Genomic DNA, 21,445 nt, shown 5'->3' with positions numbered 1-21,445 from the left:
CATTTGCCTGTTGTCTTATTGATCATTCCCATGAAGAAACGCGACGGCCAGACCTTGATGGTTTGCTACAATGAAGAAAACAACACCCCTTTTTCTTCATAAGATCATGAAACCATCCCAACTCCGGTTCAAAGAGTCCCTGGCAGCGCTGCTGCTGTGCGCATCGGCTGGCCTGGCCGCGCCGCTGGCGCTGGCACAAACTCCGCCCGCAGGCCTGGCCGCCCAGCCCGCTCCGCCGCCGCCCGAACTGGAGAAGCTGGAAGAAGGCGAACCACCGGCCGTGACCATCCGCAAGCCGGGCGAAGACAGCCGCACGCAGGGCAACAGCATCAAGGAACGCCGCGACCACGGCCAGACCAAGGAAATCGAAGTCAAGTCCGGTCCCAGCACCTACTACGTGCGTCCCAATCCGCAACTGGGCGGTTCCACCCCCGGCGATGCACAAAGCCCGCCGCCTAGCTCGGCCCAGTGGAAGGTCGGCGAGTTCGACTGGGGTGTCAAGAAGCCTCAGGAAGGCGACACCGACGGCACCACCAAGAAGTGATTCCGCTGATCGCGCGCGTCGCCAGACGGTGATGGCGCGCGATCGACAGCGATCAACCGCATCACCCGGCCGCATTGCGCAGCCGGTTCAGGAACGGGAAGGACGGCGCATCTGCCCTCCCCCTCGCGCAGCCGCCGGATTTGGCGGCAGCGCGCCCCAGCCAGCATCCTCTTTTCATTTTCGTCATGGCAGTCTTTACACCGGTCAGTCTGGAACAACTCTCGGACTGGATTGAACAATTCCCGCTCGGCCGCGCCACCTCGATCAAAGGCATCTCCTCGGGCATCGAAAACAGCAACTTCTTCATCGGCACGGAGCAAGGCGAATACGTGCTGACGCTGTTCGAGAAGCTGCACATCGAACAGCTGCCCTTCTATCTCGAACTGATGCGCCACCTGGCGCAGCGCGGCATCCCGGTGCCGGCGCCGGTACCCAATGACAAGGGCGCCATCGTCAACCTGCTCAACGACAAGCCGGCAGCCATCGTCAGCAAGCTCGAAGGCCAGTCGCAGCTGGATCCACAGCCGGTGCACTGCGCCGCGCTGGGCGACATGCTGGCGCGCATGCACCTGGCGGCCAAGGATTTCAAGATCCTGCAGCCCAACCTGCGCGGCCTGGCCTGGTGGCTGGAAACCACTCCGGCGGTGCTGCCCTTCCTGCCGGCCGAACTGGGCCAGCTGCTCGCCAGCGAAGTGCAGTACCAGAAGGACTTTGCCGCCACCGCCGACTACCGCGCCCTGCCGCGCGGACCGGTGCATGCCGACCTGTTCCGCAACAATGCGATGTTCGTGGGCGAGCAGCTGTCGGGCATCTTCGATTTCTATTTCGCCGGTTGCGACACCTGGTTGTTCGACCTGGCCGTGACCGTCAACGACTGGTGCGTGGACCTGGACACGGGGGTGCTCGACACTGCCCGCAGCGAAGCCATGCTGGCCGCCTATCGTGCCGTGCGTCCGTTCTCGGACGCCGAACGCGTGGCGTGGCAGCCGATGCTGCGCGCTGCCGCGCTGCGCTTCTGGCTGTCGCGCCTGTACGATTTCTATCTGCCGCGCGAAGCCGAAATGCTCACGCCGCATGATCCCACGCACTTCGAACGCATCCTGCGCCTGCGCATCCAGGATGCGCCACCGACGCTGTAAGCACTGGAGCCATGGAAAAGATCCCCGCACACACCGGCTGGTCCTGGGTCAAACAGGGCTTCGCCCTGTTCAGAAAGCAACCGGCCGAAATCTCGACGCTGTTCTTCGCCTACATGTTCCTGATGCTGGCGCTGGGCATCATCCCGGTGCTCGGCCAGATGCTGCCGCTGATCCTGATCCCGCTGTTCTCGATGTCGTTCATGCAGGCCTGCGCGCAAATCGAGCGCGGTGAACGGGTGTTCCCCAATCTGCTGTTGATCGGCTTCCGCAGCCCGGCGCGCAATACGCTGTTGAAGCTCGGCCTGCTCTATCTGCTGGTGGCCACGCTGGTGGTGGCGGCTTCGGCGCTGGCCGACGGCGGCACCTTCTGGAAAGCCATGATGGGTGGCGGCCTGTCGACCGAGGAACTGCAAAGCGCCGCTGGCAGCATGCGCATTGCCATGCTGGTGGCGGCCGCCCTCTACGTGCCGGCGGCCATGGCGTTCTGGTATGCCGCCCCCCTGATCATGTGGCAGCAGATGCCGCTGGGGAAGGCACTGTTCTACAGCTTCTTCGCGGTGCGCCGCGCCGGGCGTGCATTCCTGGTCTTCGGCCTGGCCTGGATCGTGATCGCCATCGTGGTGCCCACGGTCATCAGCATGGCCATCACGCTGCTGACCGGCAGCATTACGGCGGTGTTCTTCATCCTGCTGCCCATCTCGATAATATTGACGGTCATCATGTACTGTTCGTTCTATCCGACCTACACTAGCGTCTTCGGAAAGCCCCGCAGAGGGTCCGACAGCCCGCACAACGGAGACAATCCCATCGTCTGACGCGTCATTCCCGTCAGACAGGACCTTGCGCCAGGCTGTCGCTGCCTGGCGCGCCCGGTCCGATGTGTTCGCAAGGGAGAGGCGAACAGCATCCGCTCCACCGCCCGCCCCCGCCAGCTGGACTTTCCATCACCACAGCTTCTTACACGGGGGTATCAGATGCGCATGAACATGCCGGTCACGGGGCAGGAACGCCTGCTCATCGATGGCAAGGCCATCGTTTCCAAGACCGATCTCCAGGGCAATATCACCTACGTCAATCCTTACTTCATCGAGATCAGCGGTTTCGAGGAAGAGGAATTGCTGGGCGCGCCGCAGAACCTGATCCGCCATCCCGACATGCCGCCCGAGGCCTTCGCCGACATGTGGGCCACCATCAAGGGCGGCACACCCTGGACCGGACTGGTCAAGAACCGCAGCAAGAGCGGCGACCATTACTGGGTGCGTGCCAACGTGACGCCCATCCGCGAAAGCGGCCAGGTGGTCGGCTACATGTCGGTCCGTACCAAGCCCGAACGCGCGGCGGTGGAAGGCGCCGAGAAGCTCTACGCAAGCATGCGCCGTGGCCAGGCCAAGGGCATTGCCCTGCATCGTGGTGAAGTGGTGCGGACCGGGCTGGCCGGATGGCTGGGCAAGCTCGGGCGCATGCAGTTGAATACGCGCCTGAACTGGTCGATGGGCGTGATGCTGGCGATCCAGATCGCCGTCGTACTGGCCGGCATGATGACGCTGCACCAGTGGTGGATCAGCGCACTGGCGGCCGCGTCAGCGCTGCTGTCCATCGTGCAGTGGATCGCCCTGCGCGCCGCGCTCATCAAGCCGCTGCAGCAGGCCCTCGATATCACCCACGCCATCACCGGAGGCGATCTCTCGGTACGCATCGAGACCGGCCGCCATGATGAACTGGGCCGCCTGCTGGCCTCGCTGCGCCAGATGAACGTGAACCTGACCGCCATCATCGGCGACGTGCGATCCAACGTCGAGACCATCAATATGGCGACCCGCGAAATCGCCACCGGCAACATGGATCTCTCACGCCGCACTGAACAGCAAGCCGCGAATCTGGAAGAAACGGCATCGAGCATGCACCAGCTCGCCGGCACCGTGCGCCAGAATGCGGATCACGCGAGCCAGGCCAACGAGCTGGCCGGGACCGCATCATCCATTGCCATGCGCGGCGGCGATGCCGTGGCCAGCACCGGCACGACGATGAACGAGATCAGCGAATCCTCCAACAAGATCGTGGACATCATCAGCCTGATCGACAGCATCGCCTTCCAGACCAATATCCTGGCACTCAATGCTGCCGTGGAAGCGGCGCGCGCCGGCGAGCAGGGACGCGGCTTTGCGGTGGTGGCCTCGGAAGTGCGCATGCTCGCGCAGCGTTCGGCAGCGGCGGCCAAGGAGATCAAGCAATTGATCGACGACTCGGTGGCCAAGGTGGAAGTGGGCAATCGCCAGGTGGAGCAGGCCAGCAGCACCATGCGCGACATCGTGGCTTCGGTGCAGCGGGTCTCGGGCATCATGAGCGAGATCAACGAGGCGACCCAGCAGCAGAGTGCGGGCATCAACCAGGTGCATGAAGCCATCACGCAGATGGATGCCAGCACCCAGCAGAATGCCTCGCTGGTCGAAGAAGCGGCCGCAGCGGCCACCAGTCTGGAAGAGCAGACCATGCGCTTGCTGCAGGCCATTTCGGTGTTCAAGTTCCAGCGCAAGTAAGCGCTGCGCTCAGGCACTCTCTCCCTGCAAGGGCGCAAACGGCGCATAGATCGCCCGATAGCGTTGCAGCCGCACCTGCAGGGCCGCATGCCGTGCCGCATCGGGCTGGTACAGCGCCTGCTGTTCCGGTTTGCGGCACACCTCGGCTTCATCGCCGCCGTCGGCCAGCCAGGCCAGGCGCGCCGCACCCAGCGCACCGCCGGCCTCGCTGCCCACGTGGGTGACGATGCGCACCTGCAGCGCATCGGCCAGCAACTGTGCCCAATAAGCACTGCGCGCGCCACCTCCTACCAGCGACAGTTCGGCCACATCGGTGCCCGCCGCACGCAGCGCATCGAGTCCATCCACCATGCCGAAGGCCACGCCTTCAAGTACCGCATACCCGAGTGCGGCGCGCTGGTGTTCCGGTGTCAGCCCGTGGAAGACGCCGGTGGCGTAAGGATCGTTGTGCGGTGTGCGCTCACCTGACAGGTAAGGCAGGAACAGCGGCGCATTGTTGCGCGCTTCTTCGTCGAGTTGTTCGATCTCGGCCAGGAGGCTCTTCTCATCCACGGAACACAAGCGGCAGAACCAGCGCAGGCAACTGGCCGCCGAGAGCATCACGCTCATCTGGTGCCAGCGCTGCGGCAGGGTGTGGCAGAAGGCGTGAATGGCGCGCCCAGGATTCGGACGGAAGCGATCATTGACCACGAACAGTACACCGGACGTGCCCAGCGAAAGGAAACCATCACCCGGCTTGACCGCACCGATGCCCACTGCACTGGCCGCGCCATCACCGGCACCACCGGCCACGATCACGTCCGCACGCAAGCCCCAGGCCTGTGCCAATTCCGGCAGCAGCGTGCCGGAGACCGCGCTGCCATCGACCAGCGCCGGCATCTGATCGCGCCGCATGCCGGAGGCGGCCAGCAGTTCGTCGGACCAGTTGCGGCCTTCCACATCCAGCCACAGCGTGCCGGCGGCGTCCGAGGGATCGCACACCTTGCGCCCGGTCATCATGAAACGCAGCCAATCCTTGGGCAGCAGCACGGTCGCGATGCGCGCAAACAGTTGCGGTTCATGGCGCGCCACCCACAGCAGCTTGGGCGCAGTGAAACCCGGCATGGCCAGGTTGCCGGCGATACCGTGCAGGCGCGGTGCGCGGCGTTCCAGCTCGGCACATTCGGGGGCACTGCGCGAATCGCTCCAGAGGATGGCCGGACGCAGCACCGCATCTTGCGCATCCATCAGCACCGCACCATGCATCTGGCCGGACAGGCCGATGGCGCGGATGCGGCCGAAGCGCTCACTGCCGAGCTGCTCGCGCAGCTTGTCCACGGTGGCACAGGTGGCCTGCCACCAGTCGGCCGGGCTCTGCTCGGACCAGCGCGGATGCGGACGCGAGACCGTCAGCGTACTGCCGGCCAGTGCCAGCAGCGCGCCCGTCTCGTCGATCACCACCGCCTTGACCTCGGACGTACCCAGGTCGATCCCAAGATACATGGTGCTCCTCGTTATTCGTTATTGAACGGCAATTCTATGACGCCTTGGGCACAAAAGGCAGCGTCAGTGCGCCTGCCCCAGCCACTGCTGCACACGCCCATAAGCCGAGCGCACCAGCGCCACCAGGCGCGCATCACCGGCCAGTTCGCCCCACAGCACGGCATCCGCGCAGAAGGCCTGCACCACATCCTCTGCCGCCAGCATGCTGCGCGCGGCAGCGGCGTCGAAGATGCCGTCCTGGTATTCGTAAGGCAGCGCACCGGCGGCCCAGCGCTGCAGGAATACCAGGAACAGCGCAGGCAGCATGGCTGTAGCCTGCGGATCGCGGCCGGCCGCCAGGCTCTCCTGCAAGGTCGGGCGGATGAAGCCGGGGATCTTGGAATAGCCATCGGCAGCCACGCGCTGGTTGGTGTCCTGGATGGCCGGATTGGAGAAGCGCGCCAGCGTCGTATCGCGGTATGCCGCCAGGTCGATGGGGCTGGGCGTGAGGCAGGGAATCACATCCTGCGTCACGTAGTCATGCGCCATCTGGCGGATGTCCTCGCGCAACGTACCTTCGTGGATGTATTGCAGCCCGGCCAGCGTGCCGGCCCAGGCGATGCAGCTGTGGCTGGCGTTGAGGATGCGGATCTTGGCTTCCTCGTAGGGCAGCACCGATTGCACCATCTCCACGCCGGCCGCTTCCAGGCGCGGGCGACCGGCCTTGAAGTCGTCTTCGATCACCCATTGGATGAAGGACTCGCCCATGAGGGCGCAGTGATCGTCGACACCTGTATTTTCTTTCACACGGGCCGCAACCGCCGGTGTGGGGCGAGGGGTGATGCGGTCCACCATGGCATTGGGGCAGGTGGCATGGGCATCCATCCAGGCCACCAGTGCGCTCTCGCCGCGCAGGGTCAGGAACTGGCGCAAGCCGTCGCGGAAACGTTCGCCGTTGTGGCGCAGGTTGTCGCAGTTCAGCAGGGTCAGCGCCGCCTGCGGATGGGCCTGGCTGCGTGCGCGCAGGATGGCTGCAATCGCGCCGTAGATGGTGCGCGGTGCACCGCTGCCATCGAGGGCGCAGCGCAGGTCATCGGCCAGATCGGCGTTGCCGGTGTCGAGCTGGTAGTGATGGTCGAGGTAGTAGCCGCCCTCGGTCACGGTGAAGGAGATGATGCGGGTGCGCTCTTCCGCACCGGCGGCGATCAGTTGCGTGAGCCGCTCATCCCACGGCAGGATGCGGCCGATGGAGGCGATGCGCTGGTAGCTGCGCTCACCCTCGGGTGTGACGGTCTCCAGCGTGTACTGGCCCTGCTGGCGGGCCAGCGCTTCCAGCAGCGGGCTCATGTCGGCGCGGATGTTGGCCAGCGCCAGTTGCCAGCGACGGTCGGCACCGCTCTCGCGCAGCGCATTCAGGTAGACCGCCTGGTGGGCGCGATGGAAGGAACCGGCGCCGATGTGCAGCCAGGTCAGGCTGTCGGCGGCGTCCTGGTCGAGGGAAGTGGCGGTACGGGTCATGCCTGGTCCTTGTCGAGGAAGTGAATGGGCGAAGGGATCAATGCGGGCGCGGCGCGGCCACGCCCGATGCCAGGCGCGGCAAGGCCTGGCCGTCGGCACCGAACAGATGGCAGCGGGCCGGATCGGCAGCCAAGTGCAAGACGCTGCCGTGCGGCGGATCGAGGCTGTCGGGCACGCGCAGGATCAGCGCATCATCGCTGCCTTCCTGGGCCGCATAGAGGTAAGAAAAATCACCCAGCAGTTCCAGCGCTGTGCAGCGTGCCTGCAGCGCGGCCTGGCCCTGGGCGATGTTGAGATGCTCGGGACGTACGCCCAGCGTGACCTTCTGCCCCGCTTGCAGCGTGCTGCCGTCAACCGCAGCCCACTGCAGTCCGCCCCCGGGCAATTGCACCTGCACGCCATCGGCCTGCACGGCGGCCACGGTGCCATCGATGAAGTTCATCTTGGGCGAACCGATGAAGCCGGCCACGAAACGATTGGCCGGATGGTGATACAGCTGCTGCGGCGAACCGACCTGTTCGATGCGTCCCTCGGAGAGCACCACGATCTTGTCGGCCAGAGTCATGGCTTCGATCTGGTCGTGGGTCACGTAGATCATGGTGGTCTTGAGGTCGTCATGCAGCTTGGCGAATTCCAGGCGCATCTTCACGCGCAGCGCGGCATCGAGGTTCGACAGCGGCTCATCGAAGAGGAACACGCTGGGCTGGCGCGTGATGGCGCGGCCAATGGCCACGCGCTGGCGCTGCCCCCCGGAGAGCGCACGCGGCTTGCGGTCCAGCAGGTGATCGATGTGCAGGATCTTGGCGGCATGCTGGACGGCGGCATCGATCTCGGCCTTGGACTTGCCCGCGATCTTCAACCCGAAGGCCATGTTGTCGTACAGGCTCATGTGCGGATACAGCGCATAGGACTGGAACACCATGGCCACCCCGCGCTTGGACGCGGGCACGTCGTTCATGCGGCGCGTACCGATGTCGAGGTCGCCATCGCTGATCTCTTCGAGCCCGGCGATCATGCGCAGCAAGGTCGATTTGCCGCAGCCCGAGGGGCCGACGAAGACGACGAATTCGCCATCCTCGATTTCCAGATTGATGTCGCGCATGACTTCGTTGTCGTCGTAGCGCTTGGCCAGGTTCCTGATGCTCACGGCTGCCATGGGATTCTCCTCGTTCTCTTGTAGGGGGACTGCGCGCTCTTTGCTCAGCGCAGCCAGATCAATTCACTCACCAGTTGCGGAAACTGTTTCATGTCCTCGAATACCTGATGCGCACCGGCATCCTTCAACTTGCGCGCCATCGTCTTGCGGTCGTGCGCCACGCCGGTAAAGCCCAGCACGTGCATGCCGGCGGCTACCGCTGCACGCACGCCGGTGACACTGTCATCGACTGCCACGCAGCGCGCCGGATCAACATTGAAGCCCGCCGCTGCCGCCAGATACACATCCGGTGCCGGCTTGGGATGGGCCACGTCATGACCGCTGTAGATGCGGCCGGCGAATTGCGGATACAGGCCGCAACGGCGCAAGCCGGCTTCGATGCGCGGCGCATCGCTGTTGCTGGCCACCGCACGCGGCAAGCGGATCGCCTGCAAGGCCTCGACCACGCCCGGCACCGGCTGCGCTTCTTCGCCGCAGGCCACGGCCACCGCCTGGTGGATACGCTCGGCGGCGGATGCATCCAGGCCCAGTTCGAATTCCAGATCAACTTCGCCCAGCAGGATGTCGGTGTACATGCCCAGGCGATGCGCGATGGCGGTGTGCAGGGCCTGGCTGCGCTGATCTTCCTGCTCGTCATCGTCGGCACCGCTCCAGGCGGGCAGCAGCGGCAACAGTTCACGATGCAGCACGCGCAGGGCGATGCTCTCGCTATCGAGCAGCACGCCGTCGCAATCGCAGATCAGGTGGGTGATCGCCTGGCGCGCCATCATCACTTCACCGCCCCGAAGGTGAGGCCGCGCACCAGCTGCTTCTGCGCCAACCAGCCCAGCGCCATGATCGGGGCAATCGCCAGCAGCGAGGCGGCCGACAGCTTGGCCCAGAACAGCCCTTCCGGATTGGAATAGGAGGCGATGAACACCGTCAGCGGTGCCGCATTGACGCTGGTGAGGTTCAGACTCCAGAAGGCTTCATTCCACGACAGGATGATCAGCAGCAAGGCCGTGGAAGCCAGGCCCGGCATGGCCGTGGGCAGCAACAGGTAAATCATTTCCTGCCAGGCGTTGGCCCCATCGATACGGGCCGCTTCGAGGATTTCCTTGGGTACGTCATTGAAGTAGGTGAACGCCATCCACACTGCGATGGGCAGGTTGATGAGCGTATAGATGATGGTCAACCCCGTTACCGTATCAAGCAGGCCGGTGTTTTTTGCCAGCAGATAGATGGGGATCAGTACGCCCACAGCCGGCATCATCTTGGTCGACAGCATCCACAGCAGCAGCTTCTGGGTGCGGCCGGTCGGGAAGAAGGCCATCGAATACGCCGCCGGCACCGCCAGCAGCAGCGACAACAGCGTCGACCCCAGCGACACGATCAACGAATTCTGCACATAGCCCAGGTAGTGGCTGCGGCTGAAGACTTCGCGGAAGGTGTCCAGCGTGGGCAAGAAAATCAGCGAGGGGGTATAGGCCTGGGACTCGGTCTTGAAGGCCGTGACCGCCACCCAGAAGATGGGGAAGAACAGCACGATGGCGCAGGCCCAGCCCAGCACCGCCACCCACAGGGGGCTTTTCTTTGGATCGCTCATTTTTCGTTGACTCCCTTGAGGTTCCTGGCCAGCATGCGCACCAGGAAGAACGAGACGATGTTGGCCAGCACGACCGCGAAGATGCCGCCCGCCGAAGCGATGCCGATGTCGAACTGCTGCAGGCCGATCGAATAGACCAGGAAGGTCAGGTTGGTGGTGGCCGTACCGGGGCCGCCTGCGGTGGTGGTGAAGATTTCAGCAAAGACCGAGAGCAGGAAGATGGTCTCGATCATGATGACCACCGTAATGGCGCGCTTCAGGTGCGGCAGAACGATGTAGAAGAAGATGCGCACCGGCCCTGCGCCATCAAGCTGTGCAGCTTCCTTCTGGTCGGTATCGAGCGACTGCAGCGCGGTCAAGAGGATCAGGAAGGCAAACGGAATCCACTGCCAGGCCACGATGATGATGACCGACAGCATGGGGTACTCGGCCAGCCAGTCAATGGGCTCCAGCCCCAGGTGGCGCATCACGTAGGCCAGGATGCCGTAGACCGGATGCATGATCATGTTCTTCCAGATCAGCGCGGCCACGGTGGGCATGACGAAGAAGGGACCGATGACCAGCAGGCGCGCAATGCCGCGCCCGCGGAACGGCTGGTCGAACAGCACCGCCAGCAGGGTGCCGCCGATGACGCTGATGGCCAGTACCGAACCGATCAGCAGTGCGGTGTTGCCGATGGAGGGCCAGAAGGCCGGGTCCTGCAACAGGAAAATATAATTTTCCAGACCCACGAAACCGGTCTGGTCAGGGGCCATCAGGTTGTAGCGATTGACCGAAAAATAGATGGTCATCACCAGCGGAACGATCATCCACGCCAGCAGGATCAGCACCGACGGCGTCTGCATCAGGCGGATGGGATTGAAGCGCTCCTTGCGCGGCGGACTGGTCTGCTGCTTGCGTGCAGCAGGCTGGGAAGAACTCTGCATCATCGGTGAGGTGGACGACACCTGGGTAGAGTGGATCGTGGACATGACGGCCTCGGCATTTCAATCCGGGCGGCGCACGCAAGGTGCAGACAGCCGGGGAGAACGGCGCGATGTGCAAGGCATGCAGACATGCCGCTCACATCGCGCGCGGGGCATGCAGCACGGGCTGCATGCCGGCGGAACCACAAGCGGAAGGACTTACTTGATGTAACGGCCCTGGCGCATCATCCGCACTGCCTGTGCCTGGGCGGCATCCAGGGCGGCATCCGCGCTGGTCTTGCCGGCCAGTGCACCGGCAATGGCCTGGCCGGTCACGGTGCCGATCGACTGGAACTCGGGGATGGTGGCGAACTGCACGCCGGTGTAGGGCACCGGTTTCAGGGTCGGCTTGTTGGCGTCCGCAGTCTGGATCGCATCGAGCACGAAGTCGGAGAACGGCGAGACCTTCTTGTACTCGGCCGACGCGTAGGTCGAGTTGCGCGTACCCGGCGGCACCAGGGCCCAGCCGGAATCCTTGGCGACCAGGTTGATGTATTCCTTGGAAGTGGCCCAGGCCGCAAACTTCTTGGCGGCTTCCTGCGACTTGGAGGACTTGGGCACGGCCAGCGACCAGATCCACAACCAGTGCGAACCCTTGTCAGTCACCTGCTGCGGCGAGGGAGCGAAAGCGGTCTTGTCGGCCACCTTGGAATCCTTGCCGTGATAGAGCATCCCAGCTGCCACCGTGGCATCGACCCACATGCCGCACTTGCCGCTGGAGAACAGCACCAGGTTTTCATTGAAGCCGTTGGAGCTGGCACCCGGTGGACCGTACTTGCGCATCAGGTCGACATAGAAGTTGACCGATTTCTTCCATTCCGGCGAGGACAGCTGCGGCTGCCATTGCTCGTCGAACCAGCGGCCACCCCAGGCATTGGCCATGGTGGTGATGATGGCCATGTTCTCGCCCCAGCCGGCACGGCCGCGCAGGCAGATGCCGTAGACGCCCTTGGCCGGGTCATGCAGTTGCGCGGCCAGCTTGGCGACCTCATCCCAGGTCGGGTGCTGCGGCATGGTCAGTTTCTTCTGCTCGAACAGATCCTTGCGGTAGTAGGTCATCGAGCTTTCGGCGTAGAAGGGCAGCGCATAGAGCTTGCCATCCACGGTCAGGCCCTCGCGCACCGGCTTGATGAGATCGGCCTCATCGTAGTCCGCCGGCAGGCCGCTCATCGGTGCCAGCCAGCCCTTCTTGGCCCAGATCGGCGCTTCATACGCACCGATGGTCATCAGGTCGAACTGGCCGCTGTTGGTGGCGATGTCGGTGGTCAGGCGCTGGCGCAGCACGCTTTCTTCCATGGTGACCCAGCGCAGCTTGATGTCGGGATTGGCCTTCTCGAACGCCGGTGCCAGCTTCTGCAGTTCGATCATGTCGGGGTTGTTGATGGACGCGATGTTCAGCGTCACCGGCTCGGCTTGTGCATGGCCGGCAGCAAACAGGGTCGAGATGGCCGCAGCGGCCAGGGTGAAGCGAACGCGGGTAAAGCCGGACGCACGGGTGCGCACGAGTTTGGACATGCTGGTCTCCGAATGTTATGGGCCCTCCTGCACGTTCTTCCTGGGTGGCAGCGGCAGACGATGCCGGTGTACGCATGCAGGGAAAGGCGGTTTTCGCTAACGGTTTTCGCTCACTACGTTTTGAGCAAATATTATTTTTATGGGCAAATATTCATCCATTCTCGAATTTGTGTCAAGCATTTGCTTTTTTATTGAGCATTTGCCCAAGCTTCGCAATAATGGAACGGTCAACTCGCCGTAAAATGGCGACCCGAGAGGGAATTCACCGCATCAACATCACAGAGACAGCCCGCGCCCGCCTGCATTGGCAGCCACGGGACGGCTGGCGAGGAGAACATGTCTAGCAGCGCATCCAAACTCGACCTGGCGGCGCGCGCCGCGTGGATGTACTACGTGGCCGGCAACACCCAGAACGAAATCGCCGAACGGCTCGGCATCTCGCGCCAGATGGCGCAGCGCATGGTGGCCTATGCGGCCGATGCCAACCTGGTGAAAGTGCAGATCACGCATCCGGTCTCTTCCTGCCTGGAACTGGCGCAGGGCCTGCAGGAGCGCTACGGGCTGGAGGTGTGCCGCGTGGTGCCCGGCGCAGGCGGCGCGGGCAATCCCAACGAATCGCAAGAAGTGCAGCAGATGCTGGCGGTAGCCGGGGCCGAGGTGATGGAGCAATACCTCAGTTCGGAAGCACCGCTGGTGGTCAACGTCGGCTCGGGACGCACGCTCAAGGCGGCCATCGAGCGCCTGTCGGAACTGGAGCGTCCGCAGCACCAGATCGTCTCGATGATTGGTGCCTTTGCTTCCGACGGTTCGGCCAATCGCTACGACGTGGCTCTGCAAGCCGCAGAAAAACTGGGCGCACGCTTCTACCTGCTGCCCGCCCCGCGCGTGGCCGAAAGTGAACGCGACCGCCAGCAATGGTGCAACCACCGCGCCTACAAGATCGTGACCGGCCTGGCCGAGCGCGCCGATGTGACGTTCCTGGGCATCGGCACCATCGCACTGCAGGGCGCGATGCACGAGGACGGTTTCATCGACGATGAGGAAGTGGCCGACCTGCAGCGCCAGGGGGCGATCGGCGAGATGATCTGCCACGCCTTCGACATCGACGGCGTCATGCTGCCCTCGTCGCTGGCGGCGCGCGTGACCACGCCGCCGCTGGCGCAGAGGCCGCAGCGGCCGGTGATCGCGCTCTCCGGCGGCAGCAAGAAAGCCGACGCCGTGCGCGCCGCCTTGCGCGGCGGCTGGCTCACCGGCCTCGTGACCGACGAGACCTGCGCGCGCCACGCCTTGCAGGATTGAACCGCCTACGCATTTACTGACCACTACAACGACACGCACACGGAGACCAGCATGACCCAGAGCGCCGCATTCGTCGTCTTCGGCGAAGCCCTGACCGATTTCATCCGCCAGCCTGACGGCCAGTGGCGCGCCATTCCCGGCGGTGCCTGCTGGAACGTGGCACGTGCCGCTGCCCGCCTGGGCGTGGCCACCGGTTACGCCGGCAGCGTCAGCACTGACGTCTTCGGCGCCGAGCTGTATGCGCTCACAGAAGCGGCCGGACTGGACATGCGCTTCACCCAGCAGCACGCCAAGGCGCCGCTGCTGGCCATGGTGACCTCGACCACGCCGCCCGATTACTTCTTCATCGGCGACGACAGCGCCGACCTGCATTTCGATCCGCAGCGCCTGCCCGCCGGCTGGATGGACGAAGCGCGCGTGCTGCACTTCGGCTGCATCAGCCTGACCCGCGAACCGCTGGCCTCGCGACTGCTGCAGATCGCCCAGGAAGCGGCACTGCGCAACAAGAAGATCGCCTTCGATCCCAACTGGCGCAAGTTGATGGACAGCCCCTCCTATCGCATCCTGTTCCAGCAATTGCTGTCCCTGTCGCATTACGTGAAGGTGTCCGACGAAGATTTGGAGCGCCTGTTCCCCGGCGACGGCAACGCGCTGGCCACGCTGCAAGCGCTGGCCCCGCAAGCGGAAATTCTCTACACGCTGGGTGCAAAGGGCATGCAGTGGATCAAGGGTGAGCAAGTCATTGACCAGCCTGCCTATCGCGTCGAGGTGGTCGATACGGTCGGCTGCGGCGACGCCTCCATGGGCGGCTGGATCGCCAGCCAGCTACGCCAGCCCAATGCCCCGGCGCAGGTCCACCTGCAATGCGCCGCGGCCGGTGCGGCCATTGCCGCCTCCAAGGCCGGGGCCTATGCCGCGACCTGGGACGAAGTGCAAGCCATGATCGCCGGGGCCTGAGGCTGGGGACTGCGCTTGTGGGCGCGTGAGCGAATGGCTAGAATCCGGCACCACTGCTCTTCTTTGTCTCCATGAACAAGCCCACCCCGCAAACTGTTGCCATCGTCGATGGCCAATCCGCCATGCGCCTTTCTCCGGCACAGGAACAGTTCAATGCGCTCATCGACGCCATCGGCACGCGCCGTGCGCAGCTCAAGGAGTGGGAAGCGGCCAGTGATGTATTCCACAAGAAATTCACGGCCCAATATGTCCCGTTGGAACAGGAACTGCTCACCCTCAAACGCCAGATGGTCTATCGCCTGCATGCCGCCTGGCCCGACAAGGCACTCGGCAAGGGCGAGCGCATCGCACTCTCGGCGCTGATCGCGGACATGGCGCAGGCCCTGTTGCAACGGGCCGATGATGCGGAGTTGGCGCTGATCTACCAGCAGCATGCGGAAGAAGAGGAGACGGAAGAACCCGCCTCCGTTGCGGAAGTACACGAAGACAAGACCATACAAGCAGAGCCCGCGATCGCCGAGGACGATTTCACCACCGGCACGCCGGAAGAAATCATGCAGCGTATGGAAGCGATGCTGGAACGCCAGGAGCGCGAACGCATGCAAGCCGCGCATGCGCGCGAGGCCCAGCGCGCCAGCCGCAAGAAGCCGCCGAAACAGCGGGCTGCAGAAGCCCGGCAACAGGAACAGCGCATCGAATTGAGCCAGTCGATCCGCGCCGTTTATCGCCGGCTGGCCAGCGCCCTGCACCCGGATCGCGAGCTCGACGAGAGCGAACGCGCTCGCAAGACGGCGCTGATGCAGCAGGTCAACCAGGCCTATGAAAAGAACGATCTGTCACGACTGCTTGAACTGCAACTGGAACTGGAACAGATCGACCAGCGTTCCATCCACGGCGTCAGCGAGGAGCGGCTGACGCACTACAACCACATCCTCACGGAACAACTGGGCGACCTGGATCAGGAGATCGCCCACATGGAGCGGCATTTCAGGCAGACCTTCGGACTGGGGCCTGCCGCCCGGGTGTCGCCAAAAGGGATAGGTCGCGATTTGAACAAAGTCATTGCAGGCATGCGGCAGGAGATGCGCGATGTTGGAATGGTGTTGGGATCGTTTGACGATGTGGAGCAGGTCAGGGCCTGGTTGAAGCAAGGCGGGCGCAGACAATAAGGCGTTCCTTGGAGGCCTGTCATTTGCGGATCTCAGACATGCTCTTGAAGCATGAGCCACGACTCACATCAACGTATCTCCTCAATAAACCGAGGGCGGTCTATTGCCACCATGCGCCGAACGTCCAGACACTCGCAATGAGCGCAAAGATGAATGCCACCACGACGATATAAATTCTTTTTCCTGCAGGCGATGCTTCATGCCAGCGTTGTGCTCTGGTTTTACCGAACAGCTCAGAGAGAATTTCCCGCCCCTTCATGCTGCATCTCCTTTCATTGCGTGCATCTCGGCATCACGCCCACATGAAAAACGCCCCGTTGCGCTGTTGATGGCAACGGGGCGTTTCACTGCTCAAACCCAATTCAACGGCAACGCAAAAACTTAGATTTTTTCCAGCTTCGCCACCGACAGATCCAGCAATTTCATCCCGAACTTGCCAAAGTTGATCTGCGCCCGCGCCGCACCGCCACCGCCTTCGATGTTGACGATGACGCCCTCGCCGAACTTGGCATGGGACACGTTCTGTCCGATGCGCCAGCCGGAATCGGTCTGGCGCGAGAAGTTCTGCGCGATGCGGTTGTTGCCCGCTTCCGGCACTTCATCCCAGGCCGACTTGGGATTGGCGAACCAGTGATGCTGGGCGATCTTGGGCGAGAGCCACTTGATCGACTGCTCCGGCATTTCATCGAAGAAGCGTGAACGCATGTTGTAGCGCGTCTGGCCGTGCAGCATGCGGGTCTGCGAGAAGGTCATGAAGAGCCGCTTTCTCGCCCGCGTAATGGCCACGTACATCAGGCGGCGCTCTTCTTCCACGCCGCCCTCTTCCTTGGCACTGTTCTCGTGCGGGAACAATCCCTCTTCCATGCCGGTGATGAAGACCGCGTCGAACTCCAGCCCCTTGGCCGAGTGCACCGTCATCAGCTGCAGGGCATCCTGGCCGGCCTGCGCCTGGTTGTCGCCGGCTTCCAGCGAGGCATGCGAGAGGAAGGCTGACAGCGGCGACATGATGGTCACCAGCGGCGCATCGGCATCGAGCACTTCCACGCCATCGGCGGTGGTGATGGCCGTGCCGGCCGAGGCCTGCGCCTGCGGGCCGAGGAAGGCCGGGGCATCGAGACCATAGCCCTCTTCCGAGACGAACAGCGTGGCCGCACTGACCAGCTGTTCCAGGTTCTCGATGCGGTCTGCGCCTTCCTTTTCGTTGCGGTAGTGGGTCATCAGGCCGGACAGGTCCAGCACCACCTTGACCATTTCGGGCAGGGGCAGATGCTGGGTTTCGAATCGCGCGCCTTCGATCAGCTTGATGAAGGCATTCAAGGAAGAGCCCGCCTTGCCCGCCACGTAAGGCACGGCGGCGTAGAGCGAGCAGCCGTACTGGCGCGCCGCATCCTGCAAGGACTCCATGGCCTTGGCACCGATGCCGCGCGTGGGGAAGTTGACCACGCGCAGGAAGGCCGAATCATTGTGCAGGTTGTCCATCAACTGCAGGTAGGCAATCGCGTGCTTGATTTCGGCGCGCTCGAAGAAGCGCTGGCCGCCATAGACGCGATAGGGAATGGCCGAGCTGAAGAGCGCATGTTCCAGCACCCGCGACTGCGCGTTGGAACGATAGAGGATGGCGATCTCGCTGCGCGCCCAGCCTTCGGCGATCAGGTCCTTGACCTGTTCGATGATCCACTGCGCTTCCTGCAGATCGCTGGTGGCTTCATAGACCCGCACCTGCTCGCCGTGGCCGGCATCGGTGCGCAGGTTCTTGCCCAGGCGCTTGCTGTTGTTGGCGATCAGTTCGTTGGCGGTGTCCAGGATGTGGCCGTGCGAGCGGTAGTTCTGCTCCAGCTTGATCAGGTTCTCCACATGGAATTCCTGCTCGAAGGCCGACATGTTGCCCACGTTGGCGCCACGGAAGGCATAGATGCTCTGGTCATCATCGCCCACCGCGAAGACCGCGCCGTGCTGGCCGGCCATGATCTTCAACCATTTGTATTGCAGGTCGTTGGTGTCCTGGAACTCGTCGACCAGGATGTGGCGGAAGCGGCCCTGATAGTGCTCGCGCAGCGGCTGATTGCGCGAGAGCAATTCATAGGTGCGCAACAGCAGCTCGGCGAAATCGACCACTCCTTCGCGCTGGCATTGCTGGTCGTAGAGCTCGTAGAGTTCGACGAACTTGCGGTTGTAGTCGTCGTAGGCATCCACATCCTTGGCGCGCAGGCCCTGGTCCTTGGCGCTGTTGATGAAGTACATCAGGTTGCGCGGCGGATACTTCTCGTCGTCCACGTTCATCTGCTTGAGCAAACGCTTGATGGCCGAGAGCTGGTCCTGCGTATCCAGGATCTGGAAGGTCTGCGGCAGGCCGGCATCCTTGTGATGCGCGCGCAGCAGGCGATTGCACAGTCCGTGGAAAGTCCCGATCCACATGCCGCGCGTATTGATGGGCAGCATGCCCGACAGGCGCGCGGTCATTTCCTTGGCGGCCTTGTTGGTGAAGGTCACCGCCAGGATGCCGGAGGGCGAGACCTGCCCGGTCTGGATCAGCCAGGCGATGCGGGTGGTCAGCACCCGGGTCTTGCCGGAACCGGCACCGGCCAGGATCAGCGCCGATTGCGCGGGCAGCGTCACGGCGGCGAGCTGCTCTTCATTGAGGTTGTGGAGAAGATTTTGCATCCCGCGATTATAAAGGGCGCGTGCCCTGACCGGGCGGGCAGGCGCGGCGCTATACTGCCGCACAGTTGATTTATCCACAGCCGAACCCGGCACTCACCTCAGCAATCGACTCTTCCGACCATGCGCCGCCTGTCTTCCCGCTCCTTCGCCGCCCTGCCCCTGATCGCCGCCCTGCTGCTCGCCGCCTGCGCCACCACGCCGCCCCCGGCCGCGCGCAGCGATGTCGAACAATTGCTGACCTTGCAGAAGACCCGCCTCGACGTGGCCGCCCCGGTGGCACGCAGCAAGTGGAATTCGCATGCGCCCATCGATGATCCGGCGCGCGAGGCGGTCATCCTCGACGACGTCGCCGCCCGTGCGCAGAAACTGGGACTGGATGCCGCATGGACGCGGCGCTTCTTCCAGGACCAGTTCGAGGCCGGCAAGATCGTGCAGCGCGACCTGCATCGCCAGTGGCGTGTGGAGCAGCGTCCGCCCTTCGCCAATCCGCCGGACCTGGCGCTGCAGGTGCGCCCGGTGCTGGACCGCCTCACCCCCGACCTGCTGGCGGCGCTGGCCCGCCTGAACGGCCACTGGTGCGAACCGGCCGTGCAGCGCGATCTGGCTGAGCTGGCACCGGAAATCCTGGGGGCCGACTACGCCCCCGCCGTACGCGAACGGGCCACTGACGCACTGCACTGCCAGCGCTGAAATACAGCCTGCAGGCAACAGGACGTCGCACAAAAACGACTAAGTTGCTGAATTGACAGGCAAAAATCTTTTGCTGTCCTGCAGCATTTTTAGGGCGGGAGTAAAATTCGGTCTGGCTGTTCACGCGCACACCGGCGCGCGCGGCCTGTTCATTCCGGTTTGCCCTTCCGGATTCACATTCCGACTTTCCCGCCATGTCCGACGATTCCTGTAGTCCCAGTTCCACCGGCACGCCCGTGCCCGCCGCTGCGCCGCGTCCATTGACGCCGGCCAAGGTCACGCGGCAGATCATTGCCACCGCCTTCTTCACCTTCCTGGTTTATCTGGCCATCGGCATCCCGATGGCGGTGCTGCCGGGTTACATCCACCTCGACCTGGGCTACAGCTCGGTGATCGCCGGCCTGGGCATCAGCGTGCAGTATTTCGCGACCTTCGTGAGCCGCGCCAATGCCGGCCGCATGATCGATACCATGGGGGCCAAGCACACCGTCATGCGCGGCATGCTGCTGTGTTCGGCCAGCGGCGGCTTGTTGCTGCTCTCGGCGCTGGCGCAGCCGCTGCCCTTCCTGTCGCTGGTGCTGCTGTTTGCCAGCCGCGCCTTCCTCGGCCTGGGCGAAAGCCTGGTCGGTACCGGCGCCATCATGTGGGGCGTGGGCCGCGTGGGGTCGGAGAACACCGCCAAGATGATCTCCTGGAACGGCATCGCCACCTATGCGGCCCTGGCCATCGGCGCGCCGCTGGGCGTGGTGCTGGACCGCTCGCTGGGCTTTGCCATGATCGGCCTGACCGGCATGCTGCTCACCGTACTCGGCTTCGTGCTGGCGCGCGGTGGCCCGGTCACCCCGGTGGTGCAGGGCGAACAGCTGTCCTTCAAGCTGGTGCTGCGCAAGGTGTTTGCGTATGGCATGGGCCTGGCCTTCGGCACCATCGGCTTCGGCTCGATCGCCACCTTCATCACCCTGTATTACGCCGATCAGCACTGGAGCGGCGCAGCCTTTGCGTTGACCGCCTTCTCCTCCGCCTTCGTCGGTGCGCGCCTGCTGTTTGCCAATGTCATCACGCGCTTCGGTGGCTATCGCGTGGCGGTGGTGTGCTTCCTGACCGAATCAGTCGGCCTGCTGCTGCTGTGGAGTGCAACCACGCCTGCGCTGGCATTGCTAGGTGCGGCGCTGGCTGGTTTCGGATTTGCGCTGGTGTTCCCTTCGCTGGGGGTGGAAGCCGTCAGCCTGGTGTCACCGGCCAATCGTGGCGCGGCACTGGCGGCGTATTCGGTATTCCTCGATTTGGCGCTGGGCATTACCGGTCCGCTGGCCGGGGCCATCGCGGGACAGCTGGGATATCCGCAGGTGTTCCTCTTCGCCGCCATTGCGGCCATTGGTGGCGTGGCCCTGTCACTGTCCTTGTATCGCACTGCGCAGCAGGGCGCCAAATCGTGATCTGATTGCCGTTGCAGTCGATGAGACGTCGGGCCGATAGGTTTTGATCTATCGGCCCGATTGATTTATAGGCGTGCATTTATCTCCAAAATCGATTGAAATGGGGAACGTCGGCCCCACTCTTTTATCAATAGTTGCGTAGTCGCAGTTTGTCCGTTTGCGATTTGCAATAGAATCGCGGTGTTGCGCAGTGTATGTACCCGCTTACGAAAAACCGAACAGCTAAGGAGCGAATAATGGCAAAGAAGAATGTGGCAGCCCCCTCGATCAACATCGGCATCAACGACAAGGACCGCAAGAAGATTGCCGACGGCCTGTCCAAGCTGCTGGCAGACACCTACACGCTGTACCTGAAGACCCACAACTTCCACTGGAACGTGACCGGTCCGATGTTCAACACCCTGCACCTGATGTTCGAAGGCCAGTACAACGAACTGGCACTGGCAGTGGACCTGATCGCTGAACGCATCCGCGCACTGGGCTATCCGGCACCGGGTTCGTACAAGGAATTCGCCAAGCTGTCTTCGATTCCCGAAGCCGAAGGCGTGCCCAATGCGCAAGAGATGATCGCCCAGCTGGTGGCCGGCCAGGAAGCCGTGACCCGCACCGCACGTTCGATCTTCCCGACCGTCGATGCCGCCGCTGACGAACCGACCGCCGACCTGCTGACCCAACGCATGCAGCTGCACGAAAAGAATGCGTGGATGCTGCGCAGCTTGCTGGAAGGCTGATGATCTGCCGGCGTTAGCCAAAGAAAAATGCCGTTCAATTGAACGGCATTTTTTTCGTCGACGCTCCGGACGGGCCCGGCAT

Annotated in this window: 18 protein-coding genes and 1 pseudogene; 10 read left to right on the top strand and 9 right to left on the bottom strand. The window is 63.5% G+C overall.

All coding sequences use genetic code 11. The features are described from left to right. Positions 1-106 precede the first annotated feature (106 nt). The 4 genes from MKD49_RS19915 to MKD49_RS19900 all read left to right on the top strand — a co-directional run bounded on the left by MKD49_RS19915 (position 107) and on the right by MKD49_RS19900 (position 4,220). Positions 107-544, top strand: a complete 438-nt coding sequence (locus MKD49_RS19915; RefSeq protein ID WP_039789298.1) for a hypothetical protein — start codon at positions 107-109, stop codon at positions 542-544. Between the two features lie 185 nt (positions 545-729). Then, positions 730-1,683 carry a homoserine kinase gene (locus MKD49_RS19910; protein ID WP_034330901.1) on the top strand — a complete coding sequence of 318 codons (954 nt, stop codon included), beginning with the start codon at positions 730-732 and terminating at the stop codon, positions 1,681-1,683. A gap of 11 nt (positions 1,684-1,694) precedes the next feature. Further along, positions 1,695-2,498, top strand: a complete 804-nt coding sequence (locus tag MKD49_RS19905; protein ID WP_121042703.1) for a BPSS1780 family membrane protein — start codon at positions 1,695-1,697, stop codon at positions 2,496-2,498. 159 nt (positions 2,499-2,657) lie between these two features. Next, positions 2,658-4,220 carry a PAS domain-containing methyl-accepting chemotaxis protein gene (locus tag MKD49_RS19900; protein ID WP_121042701.1) on the top strand — a complete coding sequence of 521 codons (1,563 nt, stop codon included), beginning with the start codon at positions 2,658-2,660 and terminating at the stop codon, positions 4,218-4,220. A 9-nt stretch (positions 4,221-4,229) separates the two neighbouring features. Here MKD49_RS19900 and xylB read toward each other — a convergent pair whose 3' ends face one another. From xylB to MKD49_RS19865, 7 genes and pseudogenes are all read right to left on the bottom strand, one after another. Beyond that, positions 4,230-5,702, bottom strand: a complete 1,473-nt coding sequence (gene xylB, locus MKD49_RS19895) for a xylulokinase (RefSeq protein WP_252697165.1) — start codon at positions 5,700-5,702, stop codon at positions 4,230-4,232. Between the two features lie 63 nt (positions 5,703-5,765). After that, positions 5,766-7,199, bottom strand: coding sequence for a D-arabinitol 4-dehydrogenase (dalD, locus tag MKD49_RS19890; protein WP_252697164.1), 1,434 nt, complete (start codon positions 7,197-7,199; stop codon positions 5,766-5,768). Between the two features lie 37 nt (positions 7,200-7,236). Further along, positions 7,237-8,355 carry an ABC transporter ATP-binding protein gene (locus MKD49_RS19885; RefSeq protein WP_134135638.1) on the bottom strand — a complete coding sequence of 373 codons (1,119 nt, stop codon included), beginning with the start codon at positions 8,353-8,355 and terminating at the stop codon, positions 7,237-7,239. Between the two features lie 44 nt (positions 8,356-8,399). Beyond that, positions 8,400-9,125 (bottom strand): HAD family phosphatase, encoded by a 726-nt coding sequence (locus MKD49_RS19880; RefSeq protein WP_252697163.1) that lies wholly within the window; start codon positions 9,123-9,125, stop codon positions 8,400-8,402. Beyond that, positions 9,125-9,886, bottom strand: a pseudogene (locus tag MKD49_RS19875) (carbohydrate ABC transporter permease); the annotation flags it as partial. The gene MKD49_RS19880 and the pseudogene MKD49_RS19875, both read right to left, overlap by 1 nt. 50 nt (positions 9,887-9,936) lie before the next feature. Further along, positions 9,937-10,911, bottom strand: coding sequence for a carbohydrate ABC transporter permease (locus tag MKD49_RS19870; RefSeq protein WP_034330884.1), 975 nt, complete (start codon positions 10,909-10,911; stop codon positions 9,937-9,939). Between the two features lie 153 nt (positions 10,912-11,064). Continuing rightward, on the bottom strand, positions 11,065-12,420 hold the full coding sequence (locus MKD49_RS19865) for a sugar ABC transporter substrate-binding protein (RefSeq protein ID WP_252697162.1): 1,356 nt from the start codon (positions 12,418-12,420) through the stop codon (positions 11,065-11,067). A gap of 336 nt (positions 12,421-12,756) precedes the next feature. Here MKD49_RS19865 and MKD49_RS19860 point away from each other — a divergent pair, with 336 nt between their 5' ends. From MKD49_RS19860 to MKD49_RS19850, 3 genes are all read left to right on the top strand, one after another. Beyond that, entirely contained in the window at positions 12,757-13,719 is a 963-nt protein-coding gene (locus MKD49_RS19860; protein ID WP_252697161.1) for a sugar-binding transcriptional regulator, read from the top strand. 51 nt (positions 13,720-13,770) lie between these two features. After that, positions 13,771-14,676 carry a carbohydrate kinase gene (locus MKD49_RS19855; protein WP_252697160.1) on the top strand — a complete coding sequence of 302 codons (906 nt, stop codon included), beginning with the start codon at positions 13,771-13,773 and terminating at the stop codon, positions 14,674-14,676. Positions 14,677-14,747: 71 nt separating this feature from the next. Continuing rightward, the gene (locus MKD49_RS19850) at positions 14,748-15,845 is read left to right on the top strand and encodes a J domain-containing protein (RefSeq protein WP_252697159.1); all 1,098 of its coding nucleotides are present in this window, start codon (positions 14,748-14,750) and stop codon (positions 15,843-15,845) included. A 100-nt stretch (positions 15,846-15,945) separates the two neighbouring features. Here MKD49_RS19850 and MKD49_RS19845 read toward each other — a convergent pair whose 3' ends face one another. Together MKD49_RS19845 and MKD49_RS19840 are read right to left on the bottom strand one after the other, a co-directional pair. Next, positions 15,946-16,104: a hypothetical protein gene (locus MKD49_RS19845; RefSeq protein WP_204726158.1), complete on the bottom strand. Its 159-nt coding sequence runs from the start codon at positions 16,102-16,104 to the stop codon at positions 15,946-15,948. A gap of 122 nt (positions 16,105-16,226) precedes the next feature. Beyond that, a complete protein-coding gene (locus tag MKD49_RS19840) occupies positions 16,227-18,506 on the bottom strand; it encodes a UvrD-helicase domain-containing protein (RefSeq protein WP_039789278.1) in 2,280 nt (759 codons plus the stop codon). 120 nt (positions 18,507-18,626) lie between these two features. On the opposite strand from MKD49_RS19840, the gene aroQ reads away from it, so the two are divergent. The 3 genes from aroQ (at position 18,627) to MKD49_RS19825 (ending at position 21,363) form a co-directional block, all read left to right on the top strand. After that, a complete protein-coding gene (gene aroQ, locus MKD49_RS19835) occupies positions 18,627-19,196 on the top strand; it encodes a gamma subclass chorismate mutase AroQ (RefSeq protein WP_039789277.1) in 570 nt (189 codons plus the stop codon). A gap of 194 nt (positions 19,197-19,390) precedes the next feature. Then, positions 19,391-20,632, top strand: coding sequence for an MFS transporter (locus tag MKD49_RS19830; RefSeq protein WP_121042677.1), 1,242 nt, complete (start codon positions 19,391-19,393; stop codon positions 20,630-20,632). Between the two features lie 236 nt (positions 20,633-20,868). Continuing rightward, the gene (locus MKD49_RS19825) at positions 20,869-21,363 is read left to right on the top strand and encodes a Dps family protein (protein WP_008334773.1); all 495 of its coding nucleotides are present in this window, start codon (positions 20,869-20,871) and stop codon (positions 21,361-21,363) included. Positions 21,364-21,445 lie beyond the last annotated feature (82 nt).

Source organism: Herbaspirillum sp. WGmk3 (genome assembly GCF_023952535.1).
Taxonomy (GTDB): domain Bacteria; phylum Pseudomonadota; class Gammaproteobacteria; order Burkholderiales; family Burkholderiaceae_D; genus Herbaspirillum; species Herbaspirillum huttiense.
This window is presented reverse-complemented; position numbering and strand designations above follow the sequence as displayed.

What these genes read in the sequence shown, in the direction of transcription:
- MKD49_RS19915 (WP_039789298.1), top strand. Translation starts at nt 107, where the DNA reads ATGAAACCATCCCAACTCCGGTTCAAAGAGTCCCTGGCAGCGCTGCTG.
- MKD49_RS19910 (WP_034330901.1), top strand. Translation starts at nt 730, where the DNA reads ATGGCAGTCTTTACACCGGTCAGTCTGGAACAACTCTCGGACTGGATT.
- MKD49_RS19905 (WP_121042703.1), top strand. Translation starts at nt 1,695, where the DNA reads ATGGAAAAGATCCCCGCACACACCGGCTGGTCCTGGGTCAAACAGGGC.
- MKD49_RS19900 (WP_121042701.1), top strand. Translation starts at nt 2,658, where the DNA reads ATGCGCATGAACATGCCGGTCACGGGGCAGGAACGCCTGCTCATCGAT.
- xylB (WP_252697165.1), bottom strand. Translation starts at nt 5,702, where the DNA reads ATGTATCTTGGGATCGACCTGGGTACGTCCGAGGTCAAGGCGGTGGTG.
- dalD (WP_252697164.1), bottom strand. Translation starts at nt 7,199, where the DNA reads ATGACCCGTACCGCCACTTCCCTCGACCAGGACGCCGCCGACAGCCTG.
- MKD49_RS19885 (WP_134135638.1), bottom strand. Translation starts at nt 8,355, where the DNA reads ATGGCAGCCGTGAGCATCAGGAACCTGGCCAAGCGCTACGACGACAAC.
- MKD49_RS19880 (WP_252697163.1), bottom strand. Translation starts at nt 9,125, where the DNA reads ATGATGGCGCGCCAGGCGATCACCCACCTGATCTGCGATTGCGACGGC.
- MKD49_RS19870 (WP_034330884.1), bottom strand. Translation starts at nt 10,911, where the DNA reads ATGTCCACGATCCACTCTACCCAGGTGTCGTCCACCTCACCGATGATG.
- MKD49_RS19865 (WP_252697162.1), bottom strand. Translation starts at nt 12,420, where the DNA reads ATGTCCAAACTCGTGCGCACCCGTGCGTCCGGCTTTACCCGCGTTCGC.
- MKD49_RS19860 (WP_252697161.1), top strand. Translation starts at nt 12,757, where the DNA reads ATGTCTAGCAGCGCATCCAAACTCGACCTGGCGGCGCGCGCCGCGTGG.
- MKD49_RS19855 (WP_252697160.1), top strand. Translation starts at nt 13,771, where the DNA reads ATGACCCAGAGCGCCGCATTCGTCGTCTTCGGCGAAGCCCTGACCGAT.
- MKD49_RS19850 (WP_252697159.1), top strand. Translation starts at nt 14,748, where the DNA reads ATGAACAAGCCCACCCCGCAAACTGTTGCCATCGTCGATGGCCAATCC.
- MKD49_RS19845 (WP_204726158.1), bottom strand. Translation starts at nt 16,104, where the DNA reads ATGAAGGGGCGGGAAATTCTCTCTGAGCTGTTCGGTAAAACCAGAGCA.
- MKD49_RS19840 (WP_039789278.1), bottom strand. Translation starts at nt 18,506, where the DNA reads ATGCAAAATCTTCTCCACAACCTCAATGAAGAGCAGCTCGCCGCCGTG.
- aroQ (WP_039789277.1), top strand. Translation starts at nt 18,627, where the DNA reads ATGCGCCGCCTGTCTTCCCGCTCCTTCGCCGCCCTGCCCCTGATCGCC.
- MKD49_RS19830 (WP_121042677.1), top strand. Translation starts at nt 19,391, where the DNA reads ATGTCCGACGATTCCTGTAGTCCCAGTTCCACCGGCACGCCCGTGCCC.
- MKD49_RS19825 (WP_008334773.1), top strand. Translation starts at nt 20,869, where the DNA reads ATGGCAAAGAAGAATGTGGCAGCCCCCTCGATCAACATCGGCATCAAC.